At 68.2% G+C, this 23435-nt stretch carries 23 protein-coding genes; 10 read left to right on the top strand and 13 right to left on the bottom strand.

All coding sequences use genetic code 11. The features are described from left to right. Positions 1–543 (top strand): M15 family metallopeptidase (locus tag K2Y03_RS11915; protein ID WP_294090918.1); only part of this gene is annotated, 543 nt, incomplete at its 5' end. Positions 544–601: 58 nt separating this feature from the next. Here K2Y03_RS11915 and K2Y03_RS11920 read toward each other — a convergent pair. The 5 genes from K2Y03_RS11920 to K2Y03_RS11940 all read right to left on the bottom strand — a co-directional run bounded on the left by K2Y03_RS11920 (position 602) and on the right by K2Y03_RS11940 (position 4116). Continuing rightward, the gene (locus K2Y03_RS11920) at positions 602–1426 is read right to left on the bottom strand and encodes a TraB/GumN family protein (RefSeq protein ID WP_294090920.1); all 825 of its coding nucleotides are present in this window, start codon (positions 1424–1426) and stop codon (positions 602–604) included. A gap of 17 nt (positions 1427–1443) precedes the next feature. Beyond that, entirely contained in the window at positions 1444–2358 is a 915-nt protein-coding gene (locus tag K2Y03_RS11925) for a TraB/GumN family protein (RefSeq protein ID WP_294090921.1), read from the bottom strand. 21 nt (positions 2359–2379) lie between these two features. Continuing rightward, on the bottom strand, positions 2380–2808 hold the full coding sequence (locus K2Y03_RS11930; protein ID WP_294090922.1) for a hypothetical protein: 429 nt from the start codon (positions 2806–2808) through the stop codon (positions 2380–2382). Beyond that, positions 2795–3004, bottom strand: a complete 210-nt coding sequence (locus K2Y03_RS11935) for a helix-turn-helix transcriptional regulator (protein ID WP_294090923.1) — start codon at positions 3002–3004, stop codon at positions 2795–2797. The genes K2Y03_RS11930 and K2Y03_RS11935 overlap by 14 nt, the downstream gene beginning before the upstream one ends. Positions 3005–3168: 164 nt before the next feature. Then, positions 3169–4116: a TraB/GumN family protein gene (locus tag K2Y03_RS11940; protein WP_294090924.1), complete on the bottom strand. Its 948-nt coding sequence runs from the start codon at positions 4114–4116 to the stop codon at positions 3169–3171. Positions 4117–4289: 173 nt separating this feature from the next. Here K2Y03_RS11940 and K2Y03_RS11945 point away from each other — a divergent pair, with 173 nt between their 5' ends. From K2Y03_RS11945 to K2Y03_RS11965, 5 genes are all read left to right on the top strand, one after another. Beyond that, a complete protein-coding gene (locus tag K2Y03_RS11945) occupies positions 4290–5156 on the top strand; it encodes a glycine--tRNA ligase subunit alpha (protein WP_294090970.1) in 867 nt (288 codons plus the stop codon). Further along, entirely contained in the window at positions 5153–7444 is a 2292-nt protein-coding gene (gene glyS, locus K2Y03_RS11950) for a glycine--tRNA ligase subunit beta (protein WP_294090925.1), read from the top strand. The genes K2Y03_RS11945 and glyS overlap by 4 nt, the downstream gene beginning before the upstream one ends. Positions 7445–7598: 154 nt before the next feature. Continuing rightward, positions 7599–10262 (top strand): pyruvate, phosphate dikinase, encoded by a 2664-nt coding sequence (gene ppdK, locus K2Y03_RS11955; RefSeq protein ID WP_294090926.1) that lies wholly within the window; start codon positions 7599–7601, stop codon positions 10260–10262. Positions 10263–10295: 33 nt separating this feature from the next. Continuing rightward, positions 10296–10862, top strand: a complete 567-nt coding sequence (locus tag K2Y03_RS11960; protein WP_294090927.1) for a DUF1214 domain-containing protein — start codon at positions 10296–10298, stop codon at positions 10860–10862. Continuing rightward, complete coding sequence (locus tag K2Y03_RS11965) at positions 10862–11380, top strand: DUF1254 domain-containing protein (protein WP_294090928.1); 519 nt, start codon at positions 10862–10864, stop codon at positions 11378–11380. Before K2Y03_RS11960 ends, K2Y03_RS11965 begins: the two co-directional genes overlap by 1 nt. Before the next feature lie 147 nt (positions 11381–11527). Here K2Y03_RS11965 and K2Y03_RS11970 read toward each other — a convergent pair whose 3' ends face one another. From K2Y03_RS11970 to K2Y03_RS12005, 8 genes are all read right to left on the bottom strand, one after another. Continuing rightward, entirely contained in the window at positions 11528–12244 is a 717-nt protein-coding gene (locus K2Y03_RS11970) for a hypothetical protein (protein WP_294090930.1), read from the bottom strand. 114 nt (positions 12245–12358) lie between these two features. Next, positions 12359–13378 (bottom strand): type II secretion system F family protein, encoded by a 1020-nt coding sequence (locus K2Y03_RS11975; protein ID WP_294090931.1) that lies wholly within the window; start codon positions 13376–13378, stop codon positions 12359–12361. A 10-nt stretch (positions 13379–13388) separates the two neighbouring features. Continuing rightward, complete coding sequence (locus K2Y03_RS11980; protein WP_294090933.1) at positions 13389–14363, bottom strand: type II secretion system F family protein; 975 nt, start codon at positions 14361–14363, stop codon at positions 13389–13391. A 32-nt stretch (positions 14364–14395) separates the two neighbouring features. Further along, positions 14396–15778: a pilus assembly protein CpaE gene (locus K2Y03_RS11985; RefSeq protein ID WP_294090935.1), complete on the bottom strand. Its 1383-nt coding sequence runs from the start codon at positions 15776–15778 to the stop codon at positions 14396–14398. Between the two features lies 1 nt (position 15779). Then, complete coding sequence (locus tag K2Y03_RS11990) at positions 15780–16421, bottom strand: CpaD family pilus assembly protein (RefSeq protein ID WP_294090936.1); 642 nt, start codon at positions 16419–16421, stop codon at positions 15780–15782. 29 nt (positions 16422–16450) lie between these two features. Beyond that, on the bottom strand, positions 16451–18058 hold the full coding sequence (locus K2Y03_RS11995; protein WP_294090937.1) for a type II and III secretion system protein family protein: 1608 nt from the start codon (positions 18056–18058) through the stop codon (positions 16451–16453). A gap of 1 nt (position 18059) precedes the next feature. Then, complete coding sequence (gene cpaB, locus K2Y03_RS12000) at positions 18060–19127, bottom strand: Flp pilus assembly protein CpaB (protein WP_294090938.1); 1068 nt, start codon at positions 19125–19127, stop codon at positions 18060–18062. Positions 19128–19179: 52 nt separating this feature from the next. After that, on the bottom strand, positions 19180–19653 hold the full coding sequence (locus K2Y03_RS12005; protein ID WP_294090972.1) for a prepilin peptidase: 474 nt from the start codon (positions 19651–19653) through the stop codon (positions 19180–19182). Positions 19654–19700: 47 nt separating this feature from the next. On the opposite strand from K2Y03_RS12005, the gene K2Y03_RS12010 reads away from it, so the two are divergent. The 4 genes from K2Y03_RS12010 to K2Y03_RS12025 all read left to right on the top strand — a co-directional run bounded on the left by K2Y03_RS12010 (position 19701) and on the right by K2Y03_RS12025 (position 23316). Further along, positions 19701–20636 (top strand): alpha/beta fold hydrolase, encoded by a 936-nt coding sequence (locus K2Y03_RS12010; protein WP_294090939.1) that lies wholly within the window; start codon positions 19701–19703, stop codon positions 20634–20636. After that, the gene (locus K2Y03_RS12015; RefSeq protein WP_294090941.1) at positions 20633–21742 is read left to right on the top strand and encodes an FAD-binding oxidoreductase; all 1110 of its coding nucleotides are present in this window, start codon (positions 20633–20635) and stop codon (positions 21740–21742) included. Before K2Y03_RS12010 ends, K2Y03_RS12015 begins: the two co-directional genes overlap by 4 nt. A gap of 37 nt (positions 21743–21779) precedes the next feature. Beyond that, a complete protein-coding gene (locus tag K2Y03_RS12020) occupies positions 21780–21959 on the top strand; it encodes a DUF1508 domain-containing protein (RefSeq protein ID WP_294090942.1) in 180 nt (59 codons plus the stop codon). 121 nt (positions 21960–22080) lie between these two features. Continuing rightward, positions 22081–23316 (top strand): J domain-containing protein, encoded by a 1236-nt coding sequence (locus K2Y03_RS12025; RefSeq protein ID WP_294090944.1) that lies wholly within the window; start codon positions 22081–22083, stop codon positions 23314–23316. The last annotated feature ends 119 nt before the right edge of the window (positions 23317–23435 follow it).

A 23435-nucleotide genomic window follows, 5' to 3' on the forward strand; every position in this document is an offset into this window, starting at 1 on the left:
CGGCCGGAAGTGGCGGCGGACCTGAAGCGCCTGCTGACCGCCGCCGATCTGGTGCCGGAGGTGAAGGGGCGGATCCGCGCGGTTTCCTGCTATCGCACGGTGACGCACCAGCGCCGGGTATTCTGCGGCAAGATCGGCCCCGGTCGCGCGGCGCGCACCCCGGCCGATCGCGCGCGCTTTGTCGGCCCGCCGGGCTATAGCGAGCATGCCACCGGCTATGCGATCGATTTCGCGACGCGCCCCTCGCCGGGCTGTGCGGACGTCAACGCCTGTTTCGCGCGCACCGCCGCCGGGCGCTGGCTCATCCAGCATGCCGGTGAATTCGGGTTCGAGCTGAGCTTTCCCGCCGGCAACGGGCAGGGGGTATCCTATGAACCCTGGCACTGGCGCTGGGTGGGGACGAGCGCGACCGCGCCCGGCGCGGCAGCGGCGCGCGCGATCTTCGCCCGGGCACGCGCTAGTTATCCCGCCCAGCCGATGGTGATCGACAACCCGGCACGCATGCTGATGCCGACGCCGGGCTTCCAGACGCTGCCGCGGTGAGGTTTTGGGAAAGGCGGTTTGGTCCGCCTTTCCCGGCACCGGCCCGCTCCCCCAATCCCTACTGCACCCGCGTCACGCGGATACCGGCCGCACGCAGCTGCGCGATCACCGAATTCGGCCCGGCGAGATGGCCCGCGCCCACCGCCACGAAGACGCGGCCCGGCGCCGCCATGCGTTGCCGGAGCCAGGTCGCCCAGCGCGCGTTGCGGCGGGTGATGAGCGCGTCGCGCATTGCCGGGCTGGTGCTGCGCGGATCGGTGACGATCCGCTCAAGGGCGGCCAGATCGCCCGTGCCCCAGGCGTTGAGCGTCGCGCGATAGTCATCGCCGCCGGCGAGCGCGCCCGCCAGCAGGCGCTGCTGGTCCGCCTCGCTCAAGCCGTCGAACAGCGCGAACTGCGCGTCGAGCGTTTCCAGTCCGCGCCGGGGGCGGCCGGCAAAGCGCGCCTCGATCACGGCTTCGGCACCGTGCGCGGCGTCCGCCCCGGTCAGCCCGGCGGCGCGCGCGCCCAGCATCAGCGCGGCGGCCCAAGTCTTCAGCCCGTCAAGCTGGGCGAGCGGCGTGCCGGTGCGCTCGACCATGGCCCGCAATGCTTCGCGCGTGGCCGGCGGCACTCGCGCGGCGATGGGGGGCAGCCCCTTGGCGCGGCCCCATTTCAGGAAAGCGGCCGCCGCCGCGCCGGCGGGAAGGGCGGGCAGCTCGGTCACCAGTTCATCCGCCGCGCGCATTGCCGTCGCCAGTTTTTCGCCTTCCCAGCGGGTCGCGGCGGGCAGCAGGTGGACGGTGCCGAACAGCCACAGAGTGGTATCGGCATCGCGCGCCACGAACAGCGCGGGCCGCGCGGTTTCGCCGGCCTGGCCGCAGCCGCCGATCAGCAGAAGCAACGGCCAGGCCAGCGGCCTCACTGGGTGATCCGCGTGGCCGACAGGCGATAGCGCTTCAGCTGCGCCTGCACGCTGTCTGCGCCGGCCAGGTGCCCCGCGCCCACCGCGATGAACACGGTGCCGGGTTCGGCCATCATGTCCTTGATCACCGCCGCCCAGCGCTTGTTGCGATCGGCAAGCAGCAGGCGGCCGACCTCGGGCTGGCTGCGCATGCCCTGGTTGATGGTGCGGCCCAGCGCTTCGGGGTCGCCGGCGGCCCATTGCGTCACCATCTTGTCCAGCGTTTCGCTGGCCTTGCCGCTTTCCTTGGCGGTTTCGTCCAGAAACTTGATCTGCAGCGGGATCGGCATGGTGTCGAAATAGCCCAGCTGCTGCTCCAGCGTTTCGAACCCGGCAATGCGCTTGCCCTGCGCCTTGGCGGCGGCGGTCAGCGTCTTTTCGGCGCCGCTGTTGGGGTCATAGCCCGCCTTCAGCGCCGGGATCAGCCCCAGATTGACCGCCGCGAACCACGGCTCGAACGTGTCGAACGCCTGCGGGGGCAGGCCCAGGCCGGTCATCGCCTTCACATAATGGTCGCGCGCAGGCTCGGGCAGGCGCGCGGTCAGCGTCTTGCCGTCGGTGGCGGTGGCCAGCTTCATCACCAGCGGCTGGGCCGCCTTTTCATCGGCATCGGGCAATTCGAGGACGAGCAGCTTGCTCTCGTCGAACGCCTTTTTCACGGCCCCGTCGAACCAGCCATAGCCCGGCTTCAGCACATGGATGGTGCCGAACAGATAGAGCGTGGTGTCGGCATCCTTCACCACCCACAGCGCGGGGTGCGCAGCCTTGGCGGGCGCCGCCGCGGTCGTGGCGGGGGTGCTGCTCTGCGCGAACAGCGGGCCGGCCAGGCACAGGGCAAGCGTGGTCGCTGCCTCCAACAAACGCATCTTCATCACTTTTCCTCCCAAAAAACTTCAGTTGCGGAATTTGGTCCACAGATAGACGGCCATCATCACCGCGACGGTGGCCAGAAACAGCGTCTCGTGCATCGGTTCAGCCACCAGCCCGCCACGCCACAGCAGGAACCAAACCGGATAGGCGAGCAGGTAGAAGTTCAGCCCCCAGGTGGAGGCGATATAGTTGTTCTGGCGCTCCACCTCGTCGATGGCGACAAAGTAACGCCAGCTGCCGATCAGGATCGCAACCACCAGCACGATGCTCATCGCAATGGCAAAGGCCGGCGGCAGCGCCCCCGGGAACATGCCTGGCGTGTCCTTTTCGAACATGGCGGTGGCAAAACCCGCGACGAAACCCAGCCCGCCCAGGCTGCCGATGATCAGCCAGATGCGCCGCGTGCGGGCGCGGGCGGCGCGTTCGCCGGCGCCGGGTTCATTCCTGTCCATCGGACTCACCATCATCGAAAATCTCCTCGATCGGCTGGTCGAACAGCCGCGCGATCTTGAACGCCAGCGGCAGCGACGGATCGTGCTTGCCGGTCTCGATCGCATTCACGGCCTGGCGCGACACGCCCAGCCGCCCGCCCAGTTCGGCCTGGCTCCAGTCGCGCATCGCGCGCAGCACTTTCAGACGGTTCTTCACCACCTCATCCATTTTTCCCCCCGCAGGGTGTCGAAGTTTGGTCACTCAGACCTGACCATATGTCAGCTTATACTGACTAAATGACAGCGATTCGTGTCATTGTCAAGTACACCTGACCAAATGACGCATCATCGTGACATTGGCGTGGTGGCGGGGTTGCGAAGCTATTGAATACGTTCGATTTCGATGCCCAGCTGCTCCAGCCGGGCGAGGACGGAGGCATTGCCGACAAAATGCGCCGCGCCGCCGGCGAACAGCACCGTGCCGGGCTGTTTCAGCCGCGCCGCCAGCACCTTTGCCCAGGCGGCGTTGCGCTCGGCCAGCAGCGGTTCGCCGAACTGGCCAAAGCCCGTGCTTGCCTCCACCGTCAGGTCCGAATCGGGGCCCATCTCGCCCTTGGCCCAGCCATGGGTGCCGCGCCGTCCCTCGGCAATGTCCGCATCAGGCGCGTCGATGGCCTGGATCAGGCCGGCGCGCTGCTCGCTCTCGGGCAGCTGGCTGATCCGCTGGAGCACGGCATCGCCATCCTCGATCGCCAGGATCGGCTTTTTGGCGGCCTTGAACGTGTCGACCAGCCAGTCCTCGACGCCGGGGCCGTGATCTTCCCCGGCCGCCTCCTCGCGCGCCATGCCGATCGAGGCGGAGACGAGCCAGGTCGGCAGCTTGTCGAACTCGGCGATCATCGCGCTGGTAAAGCCCATGCCTTTCAGCCGCTTGAGGTAACCGGGCGGCAGCCGCCGGGCGAGCGGGGGCAGGGCGCCGTTGCGCGCGAACAGCTTCGGGTCAATCGCCGTGCTGCCATCGCCATCCTCGGTGATCAGCATGTCGGCGCGCGCGACGATGCGCTCCAGCGCGCGCGTCTGCCAGGCAAAGCCGGGCGGCAGCGTGTGGACCGTGCCCATCAGATAGATGACGGTGTCGGCATCGCTGATCTTCCAGATCGCCGGGCGGGGGCGGTAATTCTGGGTCCAGCCGGCCAGCACCGGGTCGAGCGCGGGCGCCTCGGCGGGCGTGGCTGGCGCGCGGTCCTGCGCGGCGAGCGGCACCGACGGGGCGAACGCCAGCAGCGCGGCGATCAGGGCGGCGAGCGGAGCGATTCGGCGATGCGGCATCGCGCCTGAATGGAGCCGATGGCGCCGCGCCGGTCAACGGGCGGGCCGGGTGTCGCCTCGCGCGCCTTGACCCCTGCGCCGTGCCGCGCCAAAGGGGCGCCCATCCGCCGCCGATTAGCGAAAGTCACGCCTTGGCCGCCCAGCCGCCCCGCCCGCCGATGAGCTTTCAGCGCATGATCCTGACACTCCATGATTATTGGAGCGACCGGGGCTGCCTGATCCTGCAACCCTATGACATGGAAATGGGTGCCGGTACCTTCCACACCGCCACCACGTTGCGCGCGCTGGGGCCGGAGCCGTGGAATGCCGCCTTCGTGCAGCCCTGCCGCCGGCCGACCGATGGCCGCTATGGCGAAAACCCCAATCGCCTCCAGCATTATTACCAGTATCAGGTGATCCTGAAGCCGTCGCCGCCCGACCTGCAGGAGCTGTATCTGGGTTCGCTCGCCGCGATCGGCATCGATTTTGCCATGCACGACATCCGCTTTGTCGAGGATGACTGGGAAAGCCCGACGCTGGGCGCCTGGGGGCTGGGCTGGGAAGTGTGGTGCGACGGGATGGAAGTGACCCAGTTCACTTACTTCCAGCAGATGGGCGGGTTCGACTGCAAGCCGGTGGCGGGCGAGCTGACCTATGGGCTGGAACGCCTCGCCATGTACATCCAGAACAAGGACAGCGTGTACGATCTGGCGTTCAACGACGCGGGCGTGCGCTATGGCGACGTGTTCCTGGAAAACGAACGCCAGATGAGCGCCTGGAATTTCGAGGTTGCCGATACCGACAGCCTGTTCGACCAGTTCAGGAAACATGCCGCCGAGTGCGAGAATGCGCTGGCCGCGGGCCTGCCGATCCCCGCTTATGAGCAGGCGATCAAGGCAAGCCATGTCTTCAACCTGCTGCAGGCGCGCGGGGTGATCTCGGTCGCCGAACGCCAGGCCTATATCGGCCGCGTCCGCGACCTGGCCAAGGCCGCCTGCGCCGGGTGGATGGAGAAGAACAACGCCGACTGGCAGGCGCGTTTTCCGGGATGGGCGGCATGACCGACTTCCTGCTTGAACTCCGCTCCGAGGAAATCCCTGCGCGGATGCAGGGCCGTGCGCGGGAGGATCTGGCGAAGCTGTTCGCCGCCGAACTCGCGAAGGCGGGGCTGAGCGCGGGTGCGATCGACACCTATGCCACGCCGCGCCGGCTCGCGCTGATCGCGCGCGACCTGCCCGACGCGACCGAGGCGGTTGCCGAGGAGATCAAGGGCCCGCGTGCTTCCGCCCCGCCCCAGGCGCTGGAGGGGTTTCTGCGCAAGACCGGCCTTGCGCGCGAGGCGCTGGTCGAGCGCGACGGCGTGCTGTTCGCGGTGATCGAACGCCCCGGCCGCGCCACCGCCGATGTGCTGGCCGAGGCGATCCCGGCGATCGTGCGCGCCTTCCCCTGGCCCAAATCGATGCGCTGGGGGGCGGCGTCGCTCTCCACCGAAAGCTTGCGCTGGGTGCGGCCGCTGCAGGGCATCGTCGCGCTGTTCGGCGACGCGGTGGTGCCGTGCGAGATTGCCGGGGTGACGAGCGGGGCGCAGACGCTCGGCCACCGTTTCCACCATCCCGGTGTGGTCACCATCCGCAGCGCCGCCAGCTATGCCGAGCAGCTGCGCGCCGCGCATGTCATCGTCGATCAGGAGGAGCGCGCCGCGATCATCGCAACGGGCGCGACGATGCTGACCGCCAAGGCCGGCTTGACGCTGATCCGCGACGAGGGGCTGCTGGCGGAAAATGCCGGGCTTACCGAATGGCCGGTGCCGCTGCTCGGCCGCTTCGATGCGGCGTTCCTCAGCGTCCCGCCCGAGGTGATCCAGCTGACGGCGCGGGTGAACCAGAAATATTTCGTCTGCCAGAATGCCGATGGCAGCCTGGCCAACGCCTTCGTCTGCACCGCCAATGTCGATGCCGAGGATGGCGGCGCGCGGATCGTGGAGGGCAACCGCAAGGTGCTCGCCGCGCGGCTGGCGGATGCGCGCTTCTTCTATGAGCAGGATTTGCGCGTGCCGCTGGCCGAGCAGGCCAGGAAGCTCGACCGGATCGTGTTCCACGAAAAGCTGGGCACGGTGGCGGACAAGGTCGCCCGGGTGGCAAAGCTCGCCCGCTGGCTGTGCGAGGAGGGGGTCATCAAACCCCTCCCCTTCAGGGGAGGGGCAGGGGAGGGGCCTCCCGATACCGGGCGCGCCATCGAACCTGCGCCCCACCCCAACCCCTCCCCTGAAGGGGAGGGGCTGAGCGTCGCCGAACTCGCCGACCTCGCCGAGCGTGCGGCGCTCCTGTGCAAGGCCGATCTGGTCACCGGCATGGTCGGCGAATTTCCCGAGCTGCAGGGCGTGATGGGCGGCTATTACGCGGCAGCGCAGGGCGAAGACCCCCGCGTCGCCGCCGCGATCCGCGATCACTACAAGCCCGTTGGGCAGGGCGACGACGTGCCGACCGATCCGGTGACGGTGGCGGTGAGTCTGGCGGATAAGCTGGATACGTTGGCATTGTTTTTCCTGGAAGGAATGCCACCGACTGGATCGAAGGACCCCTTTGCCTTGAGGCGCGCCGGCCTAGGCGTCATCCAGCTCGTCATGCATAATGGGCTACGCATTTCGGTAGATCGCCATCTGTTTGCAGCAATGGTCATGAAGTATCACCACGATGCCAACGGCAATATTAGCTGGATCGGTCCGCACCCAGAATTTTTGGAACAGCGTCGGCTGCTGGCCGACTTCTTCGCCGACCGCCTCAAAGTCCAGCAACGCGAAGCCGGTGTCCGCCACGATCTGATCGACGCGGTGTTCGCGCTTGGGGGTGAGGACGATCTCGTCCGCCTGCTCGCCCGGGTGCGCGCGCTGCAGGCGTTCATCGCGACCGACAATGGCGCGAACCTGCTCGCCGGATACAAGCGCGCGGCGAACATCTTGAAGAAGGAAGGGGCTCCCCTCCCTGCAAGGGAGGGGCTGGGGGTGGGTTCGCCGGTGGCGGCGGACGACCTTTCCATCAACGCACCCACCCCCGCCCCCTCCCTTGCAGGGAGGGGAGTTGAGCTGGGCTACACCCCCGAACCGGCCGAGGCGGCGCTGGCCGCCGCGCTCGATGCGGCCGAGCCGGCCGCCGCCGCGGCCATCGCGCGCGAGGATTTTGAGGGCGCGATGGCGGCCCTTGCCAGCCTGCGTGCGCCGATCGATGCGTTTTTCGATCAGGTGACGGTGAACGACCCTGAGCCGACCAAGCGCGCCGCGCGTCTCGCCCTGCTCGCCCGGGTGCGCGAGGCCGTGCACAGCGTTGCCGATTTCTCGAAGATCGAGGGGTGAGGGTGTCGCCGAACCCCAGCGTCATGCCGGACCGGTTCCGGCATCCACCGTTGGCGCCAGTGCTGCGTCGGCACGGCCTGGCACCACGGTAGACCCCGCAACACGTGCGGGGTGACGGGTAAGTTAAGCGCATACCGCTTCAGGGAGTGAGCAAATGAGCTATGTCTATCGCTTCGGCGGCGGGGTTTCCGATGGCGGCAAGGGCGACAAGACCCTGCTGGGCGGTAAGGGCGCGAACCTGGCCGAGATGGCGGCGATCGGCCTGCCGGTGCCGCCGGGCTTCACCATCAGCACCGAAATGTGCACCCGCTATCTGGCCGAGGGGCAGGCGTTTCCCGACAGCCTGAACGCCGAAGTCGCCACCGGCCTGGCCCATATCGAGGGGGTGACCGGCAAGCGCTTTGGCGACCCGGCCAATCCGCTGCTCGTCTCGGTCCGCTCGGGCGCGCGGGTGTCGATGCCGGGGATGATGGACACGGTGCTGAACCTGGGCCTGAACGACGCGACGGTGGAAGGGCTGGCGGCGACCAGCGGCGACGCGCGCTTTGCGTGGGACAGCTATCGCCGCTTCATCCAGATGTATGCCGATGTCGTGCTGGAGCTGGACCATGGCGCGTTCGAGGAAGCGCTGGAAATCGCCAAGGAAGACAAGGGCTATTTCCTCGACACCGAAATGACCGCGGCCGACTGGCAGGCGCTGGTTGCCGAGTACAAGACGCTGGTCGCCGAGCTGTGGGGCAAACCCTTCCCGCAGGATGTGCACGACCAGCTGTGGGGCGCGGTGGGCGCGGTGTTCGGATCGTGGGAGTCCGACCGGGCGCGCGTCTATCGCCGGCTGAACGGGATTCCGGGCGACTGGGGCACTGCCGTCAATGTGCAGGCGATGGTGTTCGGCAATATGGGCGAAACCTCGGCGACGGGCGTGGCCTTCACCCGCGATCCGTCGACCGGCCGCCGTGCCTATTATGGCGAATTCCTGATCAACGCGCAGGGCGAGGATGTCGTCGCCGGCATCCGCACCCCGCAATATCTGACCCGCGACGCCCGCGAGGCGGCGGGCGCCAAGCCGCTCAGCATGGAAGAGGCGATGCCAGAGACATTTGCTGAGTTGGCCAAGGTGTTCGACCTGCTGGAAACGCATTACCGCGACATGCAGGACATCGAATTCACCGTGGAGCGCGGCACCTTGTGGATGCTGCAGACGCGCAGCGGCAAGCGCACCGCCTCGGCCGCGCTGAAGATCGCGGTCGACATGGCGCAGGAAGGGCTGATCACCCATGCCGAGGCGGTGGCGCGGGTTGATCCGGCCGCGCTCGACCAGCTGCTACACCCGACGCTTGATCCCAAGGCGCCGCGCGACGTGCTGACGCGCGGCCTGCCCGCCAGCCCCGGTGCCGCCTCCGGCGTGGTGGTGTTCGACAGTGAAACGGCGGAGCGCCGCGCGGGGCTGGGCGATGCGGTGATCCTGGTGCGCGTGGAAACCAGCCCGGAGGATATTCACGGCATGCACGCGGCGCGCGGCATCTTGACCGCGCGGGGCGGCATGACCAGCCACGCCGCTGTCGTTGCGCGCGGGATGGGGCGGCCCTGCGTCTCCGGCGCGGGCAGCATCTCGATCGACGCGAAGGCGCGGGTGCTGCGCGTAGGCGGGCGCGAAGTGCGCGAGGGCGAGACGATCACCATCGACGGCGCCAGCGGCGAGGTGATGCTGGGCGCGGTGCCCACCGTCCAGCCCGAACTGGCCGGCGATTTCGGCACGCTGATGGCCTGGGCAGACGGGGTGCGGCGGATGCGGGTGCGCACCAATGCCGAAACCCCCGCCGATTGCCGCGTCGCGCGCGAATTCGGCGCCGAGGGGATCGGGCTGTGCCGCACCGAGCATATGTTCTTCGACGCCGCCCGCATCACCGCGGTGCGCCAGATGATCCTGGCCGACACCGAGGCCGGGCGCCGCGCCGCGCTCAACAAATTGCTGCCCGAGCAGCGCGGCGATTTCGCGGAGATTTTCGAGGTGATGGCGGGGCTGCCCTGCACCATCCGCCTGCTCGATCCGCCGCTCCACGAATTCCTGCCGCATGGCGAGGCCGAATTTGCCGATGTGGCGGCGGCTGCCGGCGTGGGCGTGGAGGCGCTGAAGCGGCGCAGCGCCGAACTGCATGAATTCAACCCCATGCTGGGCCATCGCGGTTGCCGGCTGGGCGTTACCTATCCCGAAATCTATGAAATGCAGGCGCGGGCGATTTTCGAAGCGGCGATCGACGTGGCCGACAAGACCGGCGAGGCGCCGATCCCCGAAATCATGATTCCGCTGGTGGCAACGCGGCGCGAGCTGGAACTGATGAAGGCAGTGGTCGATGCGCAGGCCGCCGCCGTGTTTGCCGAACGCGGCCGCACCATCACCTATCTGGTCGGCACGATGATCGAACTGCCCCGCGCGGCGATCATCGCCGGGCAGATCGCGGCGAGCGCCGATTTCTTCAGCTTCGGCACCAACGACCTGACCCAGACGACCCTGGGCGTCAGCCGCGACGATGCCGGCCGGTTCCTGACCACCTATGTCGACAAGGGCATCTATCCGACCGACCCGTTTGTCAGCATCGATGTGGAAGGGGTGGGCGCGCTGATCGAGATGGCGGCCGAGCGTGGCCGCGCGACGCGCGCCGGGCTGAAGCTGGGCATTTGCGGTGAACATGGCGGCGACCCGGCCAGCATCGGCTTTTGCGAGGGGGTGGGCCTGGATTATGTCTCCGCCTCGCCCTATCGCGTGCCGATTGCCCGGCTGGCGGCGGCACAGGCGGCATTGCGCGCCCGCGCCTGACGCGGTTATGCTCCCGTTTCGAAAGGGGAGCGGATGATCTGGCGGTCGTTGCTGGCGGTCGTGCTGGGGCTGGTGCTGGGGGGCGGTGCCGCCGCCTGGCAGGTGCGCAGCGGTGCGCTGGGCAACCAGATCCAGCTGGGGCCATGGACCACGGGCCGCGATTTCGGCAGCGCGGCGGCCAGCCCCTATACCCGCGCGGTGGTGGCGCTGCGTGGCCTCTTGGCCCTGCCGGCGCGCGAGGCTCGCTATTACAATGCCGCCACCGACAGCGCGGGCGCACCGCTGAACGGTCGCTGTCGCTACCGGGTGAGCGGCGCCGCGCTGCCCGCCAAATGGTGGAGCCTGACGCTTTATGATCCGGCGGGTTATCTGGTGCCCAATCCGGCCGGGGTCTATGCGATTGGCAGCGTCGGCCTTGCGCCCGCCGAACAGACCGGCTGGCAGGTGCTGATCGCGCCCCGGCAGCAAGCGGGCCATTGGCTGCCCAGCGGCGGCCTGGCCCGGTTCGAGCTGACCCTGCGCACCTATCTGCCTGCTGATGGCGGCCGGGGCGAGCCGGCACCAGCGGCGTTGCCGCGCATCGACAGGCTGGGCTGCTGATGCGGCGCTGGCTGATCCCGCTTGTCCTCCTGATCGTGTCGGCGCTCGTCGGCTGGCGGGTGGCGCTGGTCTATACCCCCGATGCGCTGATGCGGCTGGCGGAGCGGCGCGTGGCGACGCTGGGCGGCGGTGTGAACCATATGTCGCACGGCCCGCTGGTGACGGCGGCGGCGCGGGCAATCGTGCGGCCCAGCCCCGACCTGCTCTATTCTTCGTGCCCGTTCAGCCTGTCGGGCGGCCCGGTGCTGGTGGAGGTGCCCGCCATCGCCGCGCCCTATTGGTCGCTGTCGGTGTTTGACGGGCGCACCAATGTCGCCTTTGTCCGCAACAATGGGGAGGCGCCCGGCGGCTTGCGCATCGCGATCATCCAGCCGGGGCAGGCGGCGCCTGCCGGCTACCAGCCGGTGGCGGTGCCGCTCGCGCACGGCATTGCGCTGGTGCGCGTGCTGATCGACCGGACCAAGCCGATCGATACGATTGACGCCCAGCGCCGCCGCGCCAGCTGCCGCCCGGCCTGACCGGGCGGGCTTCCACAGTGTCCTCGTCGCCCCGGACTTCATCCGGGGCCCCGCTGCCTTTGCGGCGGTGGAAAAGCGGGACCCCGGGTCAGGCCCGGGGTGACGGACTGTGTGGCTGAAGTCCCATCAAGTCAGGCGAAACCTGCCCTAAGGCGCGGCGCTGCCGCTCAGCAAGGCGGCCTGCAGCCGCCATTGCTGGCGCGCGATATAGCCAGCCGGCACGCCCAGCCGCATTTCCAGCGCCATTTCGTCTTCGGCCGACAGCGTTTCGATATCGGCCAGGTCGCGCACGCCCAGCCCGTCGAGCTTCTCGGCCAGCTCGGGCGTCATCCCACCAAGCCGCGTGAGCAGGTGGCGAGTTTCGGACTCCGCCGTCGGCGCGGCGGGTTCGGATACTGGTTCCGGCGCGGGTTCGGCTGGCGGCGCGATGGCCGCCTCCGCCACGGGCGCGGGGCCGAAGAAATCGGTTTCCAGTTCTGGATGCCGCGGCACCGCCGGGGCAGGGGCCGGCGGCTCAGGCGGCTCAGGCGGCTCAGGCGGCTCAGGCGGCTCAGGCGGCTTAGGCGGCGCCGGTGGCTCGGGCGGTGCGGGTGGCTCGGGTGGCGGCTCGGGTGCCGCCATGACGACGGTCGCCGCGTCCCCGGTTTCCAGCGCGCGCTTTTCGTCTTCCAGCCGCGCAATGCGGTTCATCTTGCCGCGCATCAGCGCGTCGCTCTGGTCGCGATAGCTGGTGTAATAGTCTCGCTCGACGATGAAGCGCCGCCGCCACACCTCGCCGGCGCGGTTGCTGATATAGCCCAGGCCGATGCCAATGACGAACGCCAGCGCAAGCACGGCGAACAACATGGTAGGCGGCAACAGCATCGCACGATCCCCGGGCGGATTTCAGACGCCAATGTGCGCTTCGCGCCCGCGCCGATCAAGCGCGCCATGTGTCCCAAAACCGGCCTGAAATGCCGGTTTTGCGTCCGATCGCCCTCAGGCGCCGCCGATCAGCGAGTCCGAGATCGAGCAGGACGCCGGGCCGAGAATGACGACGAACAGCGTCGGCAGGATGAACAGAATGAGCGGCACCGTCATGATCGCGGGCAGGCGGGCCGCCTTTTCCTCGGCGCGCATCATGCGTTCGTGGCGGAACTCGGCGGAGAGCACCCGCAGCGCCGAGGCGAGCGGCGTGCCGTATTTCTCGGTCTGGATCATCGTGGTGACGACGCCCTTGATCGCTTCCAGATCGACGCGCGTGGCGAGATTTTCGAACGCCTGGCGCCGGTCGGTCAGGAAGCTCAGCTCGATCGCGGTCAGCGAGAATTCGTCGCCCAGCTCGGGATAGGCCTTGCCCAGCTCGCGCGAAACGCGGTGGAAGGCGGCGTCCACCGTCAAGTCGGCCTCGGCGCAGATCACCAGCAGGTCGAGCGCGTCGGGCACGCCCTTGCGGATCGCGGTGGAGCGCTTGGCGATCTGGTTCTGGAGGTAGATGTCCGGCGCCTTGTAGGCGACGATCAGCGTCACCGCGACCAGGCCATAGGCCTTGAGCGGCGACCAGGTCGCAAACATTTCGGTGCCATAGACCAGATAGATGATGAGCCCGCCGAACACGATCGGCAGCACCAGCCGGGCAAAGATGACCGCGACCGCATATTCCTTCGACCGGATACCGGCCTGGACGAGCTTGGTCTGCACCGTTTTCAGCTGCTCGTCCTGCAGCACCTTCAGCGATTGCAGCAGGTTGCGCAGGCGGTCGGTCGTCTGGTTCTGCTTGACCAGCTTCACCCGCCGCTTCGACGTTGAAGCAGTGATGCCCGCCTTCAGCTGTTCGCGCCGTTCGTTGAGCGCCTTCACGCGCTTGGCCATCGGGTCGCGCACGGTCATCGCGCCATAACGCATGGCAACGACCAGGAACGCCGCCCCCGCCGCCAGGAAGGTGGCGACCATATAGACGTCGACGCCCAGCAGCTTGGGCCCCTCGGGCATGATGGCGGCGGCGGCGAGGATGTGCATCATGAGCGCCTCAGATCTCGAAATTGACCATCTTGGCCATGATGGCCGCGCCGATGCCCATCCAGATCAGCCCGCCAATGCCGGCGACCATCAGCCGCTGATCGACGAAGAAGCTCTGCATATAGGTGCCGTTGATGAACCAGATCATCGTGAACACGATGAACGGCAGCGAGCCGACGATATAGGCCGACGCCTTCGATTCCGACGACATCGCCTTGATCTTCAGCTTCATCTGCGCGCGCTGGCGCAGCACATTGGCCAGATTGGCCAGCGTTTCGGCCAGGTTGCCGCCGGTTTCGCGCTGGATGTTGATGCTGATGCAGAAGAACTGGAATTCGGGCGTGCCCAGCCGGTCTGCGGTTTCCTGCAACGCGACATCCATGCTGCGGCCGATTTTCATCTTGTCGGTGATGGCGCGGAATTCCACGCCGATCGGACCGTCCACTTCCTGACCCACCACGCCCATCGTCTCGGCGATCGGCAGGCCAGAGCGCAGGCCGCGCACCAGCAGTTCGATCGCGTCGGGAAACTTGGAGTTGAACTTGTTCACGCGCTTGTTGATGAACATGCCAACCACGAAGTGCGGCACACCGCCGCCCACCACGACACCCAGCAGCAGCGCCAGCAGGATCGGCGCGCCCGCCACGATCAGCATCCCCGACACCACCACCAGCAAGCCGGCCGAGACCATGCCATATTGGCCCACGGTCCAGCTCTTGCCGGTCATCGCCAGCCTTTTGCTGATCAGCGCGGGGTTGGGCAGGAAGCGCGTGAACAGGTCGTCGACCTTGGTCGCGCGCGTCATCTGGATGCGGCGCAGCTGCGCATCGGTCGCCGCGCCCGCGGCGCGGCCGGCGAGGCGCTTCAGCCGGCGCTTCTTGGCCTTGCCAGGCGACGGCGCCAGCAGCACGAACGCCATCAGCGCCCCGACGCCGATCACGCCGAGCGCCAGCATCACCATGGGCATCAGGCCGTTCATGTCCATCGCGTTACATCATCCTTATCAAGCGCTTGGACTTACGGCGCCTCGGCCGCGTCGGGTGCTTCCGCTGCCTTGGGCGTGCGTTTGGGCATCAGGTTCTTGAAATCGCCCAGCTTGGCGAACAGGCCGCCGCCCGCAGGCTTTTCCTCGCCGTCCGCGGCCGATTTCACGTCCTTGCCCTTGGCATCCTTGGCCTTGGCGTCTTTGCCCTTGGCCGGCTTGCCCTTGGTCGGCCCCGAATCGCCGTCGCCATCGACAATGCCGGCAAGGCGCGTGGCCAGATCGTTGATCGGCACGACCGTCTTGCCGCCCTTGCCGACTTCGGCGAAGGGCTTGCCCAGCTTGGCGGCCTGCGCCGCCACCTTCTGGTCAAAGCTGACAACGACATCGACCTTGCGCTCGATCGACCCTTCAAAGTCCTTGCGGCTGATTTCCATCAGCGTGTTGGCATGGACCTTGTTGGCCACGACGAACACCTGCGCCTGGGGCGCATTCTGCTTCAGCCACGAAAGGATGCGGATGGTGTCTCTTGCGGAAGCCAGCGTCAGCTCGGTGACGATCACCGCCATCTGCACTTCGCTCATCAGATAGGGATAGCTGACCAGCATCGCGCGCGGCAGGTCGGTGATGGTGCACTCAAACGCCGAGCGCATTTCTTCCTGCAGCTGGAAATAGGCGGAGCCATCGCTGATGATCGGCGCGTTGATCGGCGCCTCCGCCGACAGGATCGCCAGCCGCTCGCTGTGCTTCACCATCGCGCGTTCGATGAACAGCCCGTCGATGCGGTTGGGGTTCTCGATCGCGTCGGTGAGGCCGCGGCCCGGCTCCAGGTCGAGCGCCAGCGCTGCCGTGCCGAAATGGACGTCAAGATCGAGCAGCGCGGTGGTCCGCTTGGCCTTTTCGCTCATCAGCCAGGCCAGCGAGGTGGCGAGCGTCGATGCACCCACGCCGCCGCGCGTGCCGATGACGGCGACAGAGCAATGCGGCCGTTCGGTGCCGGTTTCCGCCACCTTCGGCGCGTTGAGCAGTGCCTGCGCGCTGGCAAAGGCATCGCGCAGCGCATCGGCGCTGAGCGGCTTGAGCAGATAATCCTGGATGCCGCTGGCAACCAGGTCGCGGTACAGCCGCACATCGTTCACCTGGCCGGTGGCAATCACCACCGTGCCGGGCTCGCACACTTCGGCCAGCGCGTTGATGTCGTTGAGCGGATCGCCGCTTTCCGACAGGTCGACGAACAGGATCTGCGGGCTGGCGGTGACAGACAGCGTCTGGACCGCATTGCGCAGCCCGCCCTTGTTGACCTTTTCGGGAGCCCAGCCGAGCTCGCCGGCGATGGGGCGCAGCGCTTCTGCCGTGGTTTCGTCGCAGACGAAGGCGACAAAGGGCTCGCGCGTGGTGGGGCGCCAGGGAGCGTTCATCTTAGCGTGCCCCCCCGCCGCTGGTGCCTTCAGACTTCAGACCCGCAGCGCCGGTGTTGGGCGCCTTGCGCAGCGTCTGGATCGCCTTGTTGCCGGTGGCCGGGTCGGACGTGGTGCTGCCGGGCTGGCCGCGCACCAGATCCTCGGGCCGGGCCACCATCGCCGCCAGGTTCGAATTGGTCGCGCATCCATAGTTTGACGACGTGGCCGACTGGAACCGGTTGAAGCGCATATGGCTGTAGTCGGGGCAGTTCGGCACGCTGGCCGTGGAGCGGCTGACGACGACGCGGATCGTGCCCGGCGCCATCGCCGCCGCCGTGATCGGCGCCTGATCCGCAAGCGGCATGCCATAGCGGCCGACAACTTCTGCAATCTCGGCGCGTGCGGTGACCGCCGCGCCGCTGGGGTCGTCCACCGCGACCTTGTCGCCAAAGCTCAGGCGAAGCGTCGACAGCCAGCCGACCAGGCGCTGCGCCTCGCCGCGCTGAAGCGCGCTGCCGTCGGTCGCCACGTCGAACACATAATCGGTCCGGCTGACGACCGGCTGATGCACCGACTCGAGCGCGCGATTGGCATTGGCCGTGGTGCAGGCGGGCAGAAAGAGCGTCGCCGACAGGACGGTAAGCAGCAAAGGCTTTGACATGGATTTCTCCATCATGGGGCGCGGGCGTTTCATTGCAGGCTGAACCCGGGTGTGGCGCTGGGCATCTTGCGCGGCGGAACAGGGGCAACTGCCTTCCGGTCATCGCGCTGCGGTGCCGGCTGCGGACCCGGCGCGGCCGGCTCCGGCGCGCCCGGCGCCATCGGTTCGGGCGCGGTGACGCCGATCGAAGGCTGCGCGGTTTCCGGCTTGGCGACGCTGGGCTTGGCCCGGCTGCCGCCGGTCTTGCCTCGGTTCAGTTCGCCCATGAACACGCGGCCCAGATCGGTCGGCGCCTTGTAGCCGTCGGTCGGCAGGATGATGTCGCCCGCATTGACCGGCTTCACCAGATAGGGGGTGATGACGATCAGCAGCTCGGTCTCGTTGCGCTGGAAACCGTTCGACCGGAACAGCGCGCCCAGGATCGGGATGTCGCCCAGCCCCGGTGCCTGATCGATCGAGTTGTTGTGGTTGTTCTGCAGCAGCCCCGCGATCATGAAGCTCTGGCCCGAACCCAGCTCCACCGTGGTTTCGGCGCGCCGCGTCGACAGCGCCGGAATGGTGGTGCCGTTGATCTGGACCGCGCCGACGCTGGTCAGCTGCGAGACTTCGGGCCGCACGCGCAGGCTGATCCGCCCGTCGCCCAGCACCGTCGGGGTATAGGCCAAGCTGATGCCATATTGACGATATTCGACCGACACCGCGCCCAGCCCCTGAGAGACCGGGATCGGGATTTCGCCGCCGGCAAGGAACGTGCCCGTCTCGCCCGAAAGCGCGGTCAGGTTGGGCTCGGCAAGCGTCGACACCTGGCCGTTGCGCTCGGCAAGGTCGAGCGAACCGAGCAGATCGGCGCCGAACGCCTTGCCGGCCAGGCCGAGCAGCGTGCCGCCGGCAATCGCCTGCGGGAACTGGTTCAGTGTCTGGCCCTGGCGCAGGCCGTTGCCATCGACGATCGGGTTACCGGGCGTCGGATCGCCGGGCGCGGTGTTGATCACGCCCTGGCGCCCTTGCGAAAAGCCGAACAGGAACGAGCCGCGCGGCCGGTTCTGCAGGTTGACGCCGATATTCTTGATGAAGTTGCGGCTGACCTCGGCGAATTTCACCTGCAGGTTCACCTGCAGCGGCGTTGCCGTCTTCAGCCGGGTCAACACCTTCACCTGTTCGCCGACAAAGGCCTGGGTCAGCCGTTCGGCCTCATTGGCGTCGTCGGGATTGGCGACGGTGCCGGTCAGCAGCACCATGCCGTTCATCGGCGTGGCGGTGATCTGCGCGTCGGGCATTGCCAGTTTCAGCATCTGGCCGACGGTTTCGATGTTGTTGCCCACGCGCACGGTGGTGGAAAACACCACGCCGCCGCCCTTTGCCGTGGCATAGACCGTGGTCTCGCCCGGACCCTTGGCGAAGATGTAGATCTGCGTCGGGCTGCGCACCTGCACGTCGGCGATGCTGTCATTGGCGACAAACACGTCGCTGATCGGGCGCGGCAGGTTGATCAGCTTGCCACGACCGGTGGCAATCTGGGTGACAGTGGTGGGTGTCGGCGCCACTGTCTGGGCGGCGACCGGCGCGCCGGCCGGTGCGGCGCTCAGCACCAGCGCGACGGCGAGTGACCAGCCGATCGATGTGTTGACCTTGCGCATCTCAGTCCTTCCCCCCGAGCGTGACTTCGGTAACCGTGTTGCCGCGGGCGATGCGCACCACCGGCCCCTTTGCCGGCGCAACGCCCCCCGGATATGGCCCGCCCGACCGTGCGCCGGCGCCGGTGGCGCCAGGGACTGGCGGGCCGCTGGCGGCGTTGGGATCCACCGGCTTGCCGGGCACCGTCGAGCGCTGATAGCGCGAGACATCGGCGCCGGTTGCATAGCTGTTGCGCGACGAGGCGGGCTCGCCCTCTGCCTTCAGCATCATCGCGCGTTCGGCGCGCACGTCGCCGCCATCGGGCACCGAGACGGCGCCAGAGGCGATTTTTTCTTCAAGCTCCTGGGCATTGTCCGCGATCGAGCGCAGCGCGACGGTCAGGCTGCCGAGCGTCTGCACGACGGCGATCTTTTCCGCGATCTTCGGCGTTGCCTCGACGGTTACGGTGGAGAAGGTGTGCACCACCGTCTTGCCGTTTTCGTCGGTCGTGTTGTCGGTGCGCTGGTCGGTGGCGAGCACGCGCAGGTTGCGCAGCACCGTCTCCGTCACCTTCAGCGGCGGGCCATCGCCGCCGCCGGCAACCGACTGGGTGAGCATCAGGTCGATCCGGTCACCCGGGAAGACGAAGCCGGCAACCGCGGTCTGCGCCGACACCGGCACCGTTACCGCGCGCATGCCCGGCCCCAGTGCCGCCGCCAGGAAGCCACGGTCGCCCGGCTTCACCAGCGCGCCCTGGGTGATCGGCTGGCCGGCGGTGATCGCGACGCGCACCACCGTGCCCTGCAGCTGCTTGATGTTCGATTCGGGCCGGTCCTTCAGGTAATAGGCCTTGTCGACCAGTTCCTTGGGCCAGGGCTGAAACTTGATGGCGGTGGGATCAAGGATGGTGCCGATGGGCAGCGCGCGCGTGGCGACCAGCACCAAGGGCCCGTCAACCGGCGGCGGCGCGGCAACCGGTGCAGCCGCTGCCTTGGGCGCGCTCTGCCCCATGAGCATGGTGCGCACCATGAAAGCCGCGACCGCTGCGAGCAGCAGCCCCCCCACAAGCAAAGCAATTTTCCGGCCATCCATGACGAAAACTACCCCCATAAGCGTGGGTGACCCACGCTTCCGCGCCTAAATCTCAAGTAAATGGGTTAAAAAGCGGTTCACGAAGCGAAACGAACCCGGCGATTGCGATGGCGACGCCATAAGGCGTTTCCATTGGGCCGGTTGCGCGGCGCCATTTATGGTCCGCCAGCATCACGATCGTCAGCACCCCGCCGGCGATTGACATCACGATCAGCATCCATGTCAGCGGTTGCAGCGGCAGCCACAGCGCGAGCGCGCCGATCAGCTTCACATCGCCGCCGCCCATCTGGCCCAGCGCAAAGGCGCCCACGAACAGCGCAAAGACGAACAGCGCCACCCCCAGCTGGAATGCCATGTCGGGCCACAGCGCCAGCCCGTTCGCCCACCACCAGCAGGGTGCCAGAAGCGCAATGGCCGCGTTTTTCCAATTGGCAATGGTGCGCTGGCGGGCGTCCTCGATGCCGCACGACAGCAGCAGCAGCATCAAGGCTGCCAATAGCGCGATCGTGAAATACGCAGTGCCCATGCGATAGCACCTAGACGCAAGGGCTTGCCAAAACGTAACCGTGCGCAATGACTTCTGCCTCGCTCTATCGGCGCGCGATTCCCGCCGCTGCCCGGATTGTGCCGTGGCGCGCCGCCGATGGCTGGCCGCTGCGCCGGTTCGACTGGCCCGGCGGCGGGCGCGGCAGCATGCTCTGGCTGGGCGGGCGCGGCGAGTTTTTCGAGAAATATCTTGAATTGTTCGCCCATTGGCACGGCGCGGGGTGGAGCGTGACCGCGATCGACTGGCGCGGCCAGGGCGGATCGGGGCGGACGAGCGCCGACGCCCATATCGGCCATATCGGCAGCTTTGGCGAATGGATTGCCGATCTGGCCGGCTTCTGGGCCGACTGGTCGGCGCAGGCGCGGGGGCCGAAGGTGATCGCCGCGCATTCGATGGGCGGGCATCTGGCACTGCGCGGCGTGCTGGAAGCGGCGGCGACGCCCGACGCGCTGGTGCTGTCGGCGCCGATGCTGGGCGTGCACAGCCCGCTGGGCGCGACATTGGGCGAGCATGTGGCCGGGCTGATGGCGCGGCTGGGCGATCCGGCGCGCGCGGCGTGGCGCGAGAATGAAAAGCCCGGCGCCACCATGAGCCGTCAGGCCATGCTGACTCATGACCCCGACCGGTATCAGGACGAGCTGTGGTGGCAGGCGGCGCAGCCCGAGCTGCTGCTCGGCCCGCCCAGCTGGCGCTGGGTGGCGGAGGCGTTCCGCTCGACGCGGCAGGTGCGCACCGATTCCCGGCTGAAGACGTTCGCGACGCCGGTGCTGATGCTGCTGCCGATGGCCGATGCGCTGGTCGACCCCAAGGTCTCGCTCGCCATTGCCGCGCGGCTGCCCGATGCGCGGGCGGTGAGCTTTGGGCCTGAATCCGCGCATGAAATCCTGCGCGAGGCTGACCCGGTGCGGGGCCGCGCGCTGGCCGAGATCGACCGCTTTCTGGCGGAGAAGGCGCCGGCATGAGCACCGACATCCTGATCGTCGGCGCCGGCATGGCCGGGGCGAGCCTGGCCGCGATGCTCGCGCCGCACGCATCGGTGATGGTGATCGAGGCGGAAGATGTGGCGGGCTATCACGCGACCGGGCGCTCGGCCGCCTTCTGGTCGGAAAGCTATGGCGGGCCGGGGGTGCAGCCGCTGACCACCGCCTCGGGCGATTATCTGCAGGCGCATGGCTTTCTGGAACCGCTCGGCTCGCTCCATATCGGCCGGGCGGAAGACCGCGCGGCGGCCGACCGGTTCCTGGCCGATTTTGCTGGTTCCAGCGTTGAGCTGAACGAGGTCGATCCGCGCGCGCATCTGCCGGGCCTGCGCGAGGATTGGGTGATCGGCATTGCCGAACAGGGCTGCGCCTATATCGACGTGGCGGGGCTGCATCAGCATTATCTGGCCGCCGCGCGCCGGGCGGGCGCCACCATTACCCTGAGCGCAGGGTTGCGCGCCGCCACGCGCCAGGCCGGGCGCTGGCAGGTGGAAACCGAGGGAGGCAGGTTCAGCGCGGATATCCTCGTCAATGCGGCCGGCGCCTGGGCCGATGTCATCGCCACCCGCGCCGGGGTCGCGCCGCTCGGCCTTGCCCCCTATCGGCGCACCATGGCGCAGCTGCGCACCGATCCTGCCGCGCCGGCGGGGATGCCGCACATCGCGCATATCGGCGGCGACTTCTACTTCAAGCCCGAGTCGGGCGGCCGGCTGTGGCTCAGCCCGCATGACGAAATCCCGACGGAAGCCTGCGACGCCGCGCCCGAGGAAATCGACATTGCCATCGCCATCGACCGGTTCGAGCACGTGGTCGACTGGCGCGTCGCGGCGGTGGAGCGGCGCTGGGCGGGCCTGCGCACCTTCGCGCCCGACCGGTTGCCTGTCTATGGCTTCGACGCCGGCATGACCGGCTTTTTCTGGTGCGCGGGGCAAGGGGGCTTCGGCATCCAGACGGCGCCGGCGGCCGCCTGGCTCGCCGCCGCGCTGGTGCTGGGTGAGGCTCTGCCGGCCGAAGTCGCCGCCATCGACCCGCTGCGCTATTCACCCAGCCGTTTCAACGGGCTGGCGCCCGCTGCCGCCACGCGCTAGGCTCCGCGCCGGCACATCAGCCTGAAGGAGGGATGGCATGGCGCACAAGTTCGTGATCAAGAAGAACAAGGCCGGCGAGTTCGTTGCCCAGTTCAAGTATAACAGCGAGCTGATGTTCTGGACCGAGGGCTATTCGAGCAAGGCCAGCGCCGTGAACGCCATCGAATCGATCAAGAAGAACGGCCCCGCCGCGCCGACCGAGGAAGAGCTGGACTGACCACCGGCCCGGCCCCGGCGCGGCCTCCCCGGGCGGTGGTGCCCGGGTGGCTTGCGGGGGGCGGCAATCGCGCTAAGCTTGCCCACCGGCACATGGGCTGGCCGGCTGGGGACGCGCAACCGTGGCGCAAAGCGGCTATTTCGGGTGGATCAGCGGCCAGTGGTGGCGCGGGGGCCTGTTCGCGCGCCTGTTCCAGCCGCGCGGGCGCCGGCCGGCGGGCCAGGCCGGCTGGCGCGGCGTGTTCGGCCGGGAAAGCGATGAACGGCTCGAACGCGCGCGGATAGAGGCGGCGCCCGTCGCCGCGCCTTTGGGCGTGCGCACCGCGCCGGCGTTCAGTTATAAACCGTCGCCGCGGACGGCAGAGCGGCTGCGCAAGATGCGGCGCCGGGCCGCGGTCGACATGTTCGACCAGTGCGGCCTTGGCCCCTTTCCCGGCCAGTTCTGGCGCTTTGTAGACAGTGACGTGGATCCCTTTGTCGGGGTGACGCAGTTTTTGCGCGCGATTGGCATCGATCCCGACCGGGTGCGCCGCCGCGATCCGCAGGAGATCGAGCGCGCCAACATCGTGTTGGAATTGCTGTTTTCCATCGACCATGTGTTCGACCGCGTCGCGCCCGAGGTGGCAGCCGAGCTGGAGGCGCGGCTGTGCTCGGGCGGCTATGAGCAGGTGCGCCTTGCCGCCGGGCTGATCCAGACGTTCGAGCGCGTGGCCGCGCTGGAGGCGCGCTGGCCGCAGGCGATGCGGCTGGGCGTGCTCAACGCCTTCATTGCCGATGCGCGCGCCGGCATGGCCAATCCGCTGGCGGTCAGCCCCGGCATCGCCGCCAATGCCGCGCGGGTAGTTGAGGCGCTGTCGGCGCAGATGAACAGCCTCGACACGCTGATGGTGATGCATGACGCGCTGGTCCGCCGGCTCGCCCAATATTGGCCGCCCAGCTGGCGGGTGGGGCCGGAACTGGCAACGCGTGAGGCGGCACTTTCGGCGGTGGCGCAGGCGCACCGGCTGCTCGTCGGCGATGCCGGGCTCAGCTATGCCGCCGTCGCTGCGCAGCTTCAGCGGATCGAGTCGGCCAACGCCCAGCTGCAGCGGCTGGTCGACCGGATCGAGGAGCGGCTGGGCCGCAGCACCGGGCCGGCGGTGGCCCCGCAGACCGAGATCGAGCGCGCGCGCGCCTTTTTCGGGATTGCCCCGGGTGCCCGGCTCGACCTGCCAAGCCTGCGCAAGCTGTATCGCGCGCTGGCCCGCACCACCCACCCGGATACCGTCGCCGGCGACCCCGCCGCCAAGGCTGCCGCGCACCGGCGCTTCGTCGAGCTCAACCGCTATTACGACGTGCTGCGCGCGGCGGCGGGGTAGGGGGGCGCCCGGCCTGAATGAGCCTTCGTCACCCCGGACTTGATCCGGGGTCCCGCTTCTTCCGCCGCCGCAAAGGCAGCGGGACCCCGGGTCAAGCCCGGGGTGACGGTTACTCTTGT

This window comes from Sphingomonas sp., from assembly GCF_019746015.1.
Taxonomy (GTDB): Bacteria; Pseudomonadota; Alphaproteobacteria; order Sphingomonadales; family Sphingomonadaceae; genus Sphingomonas.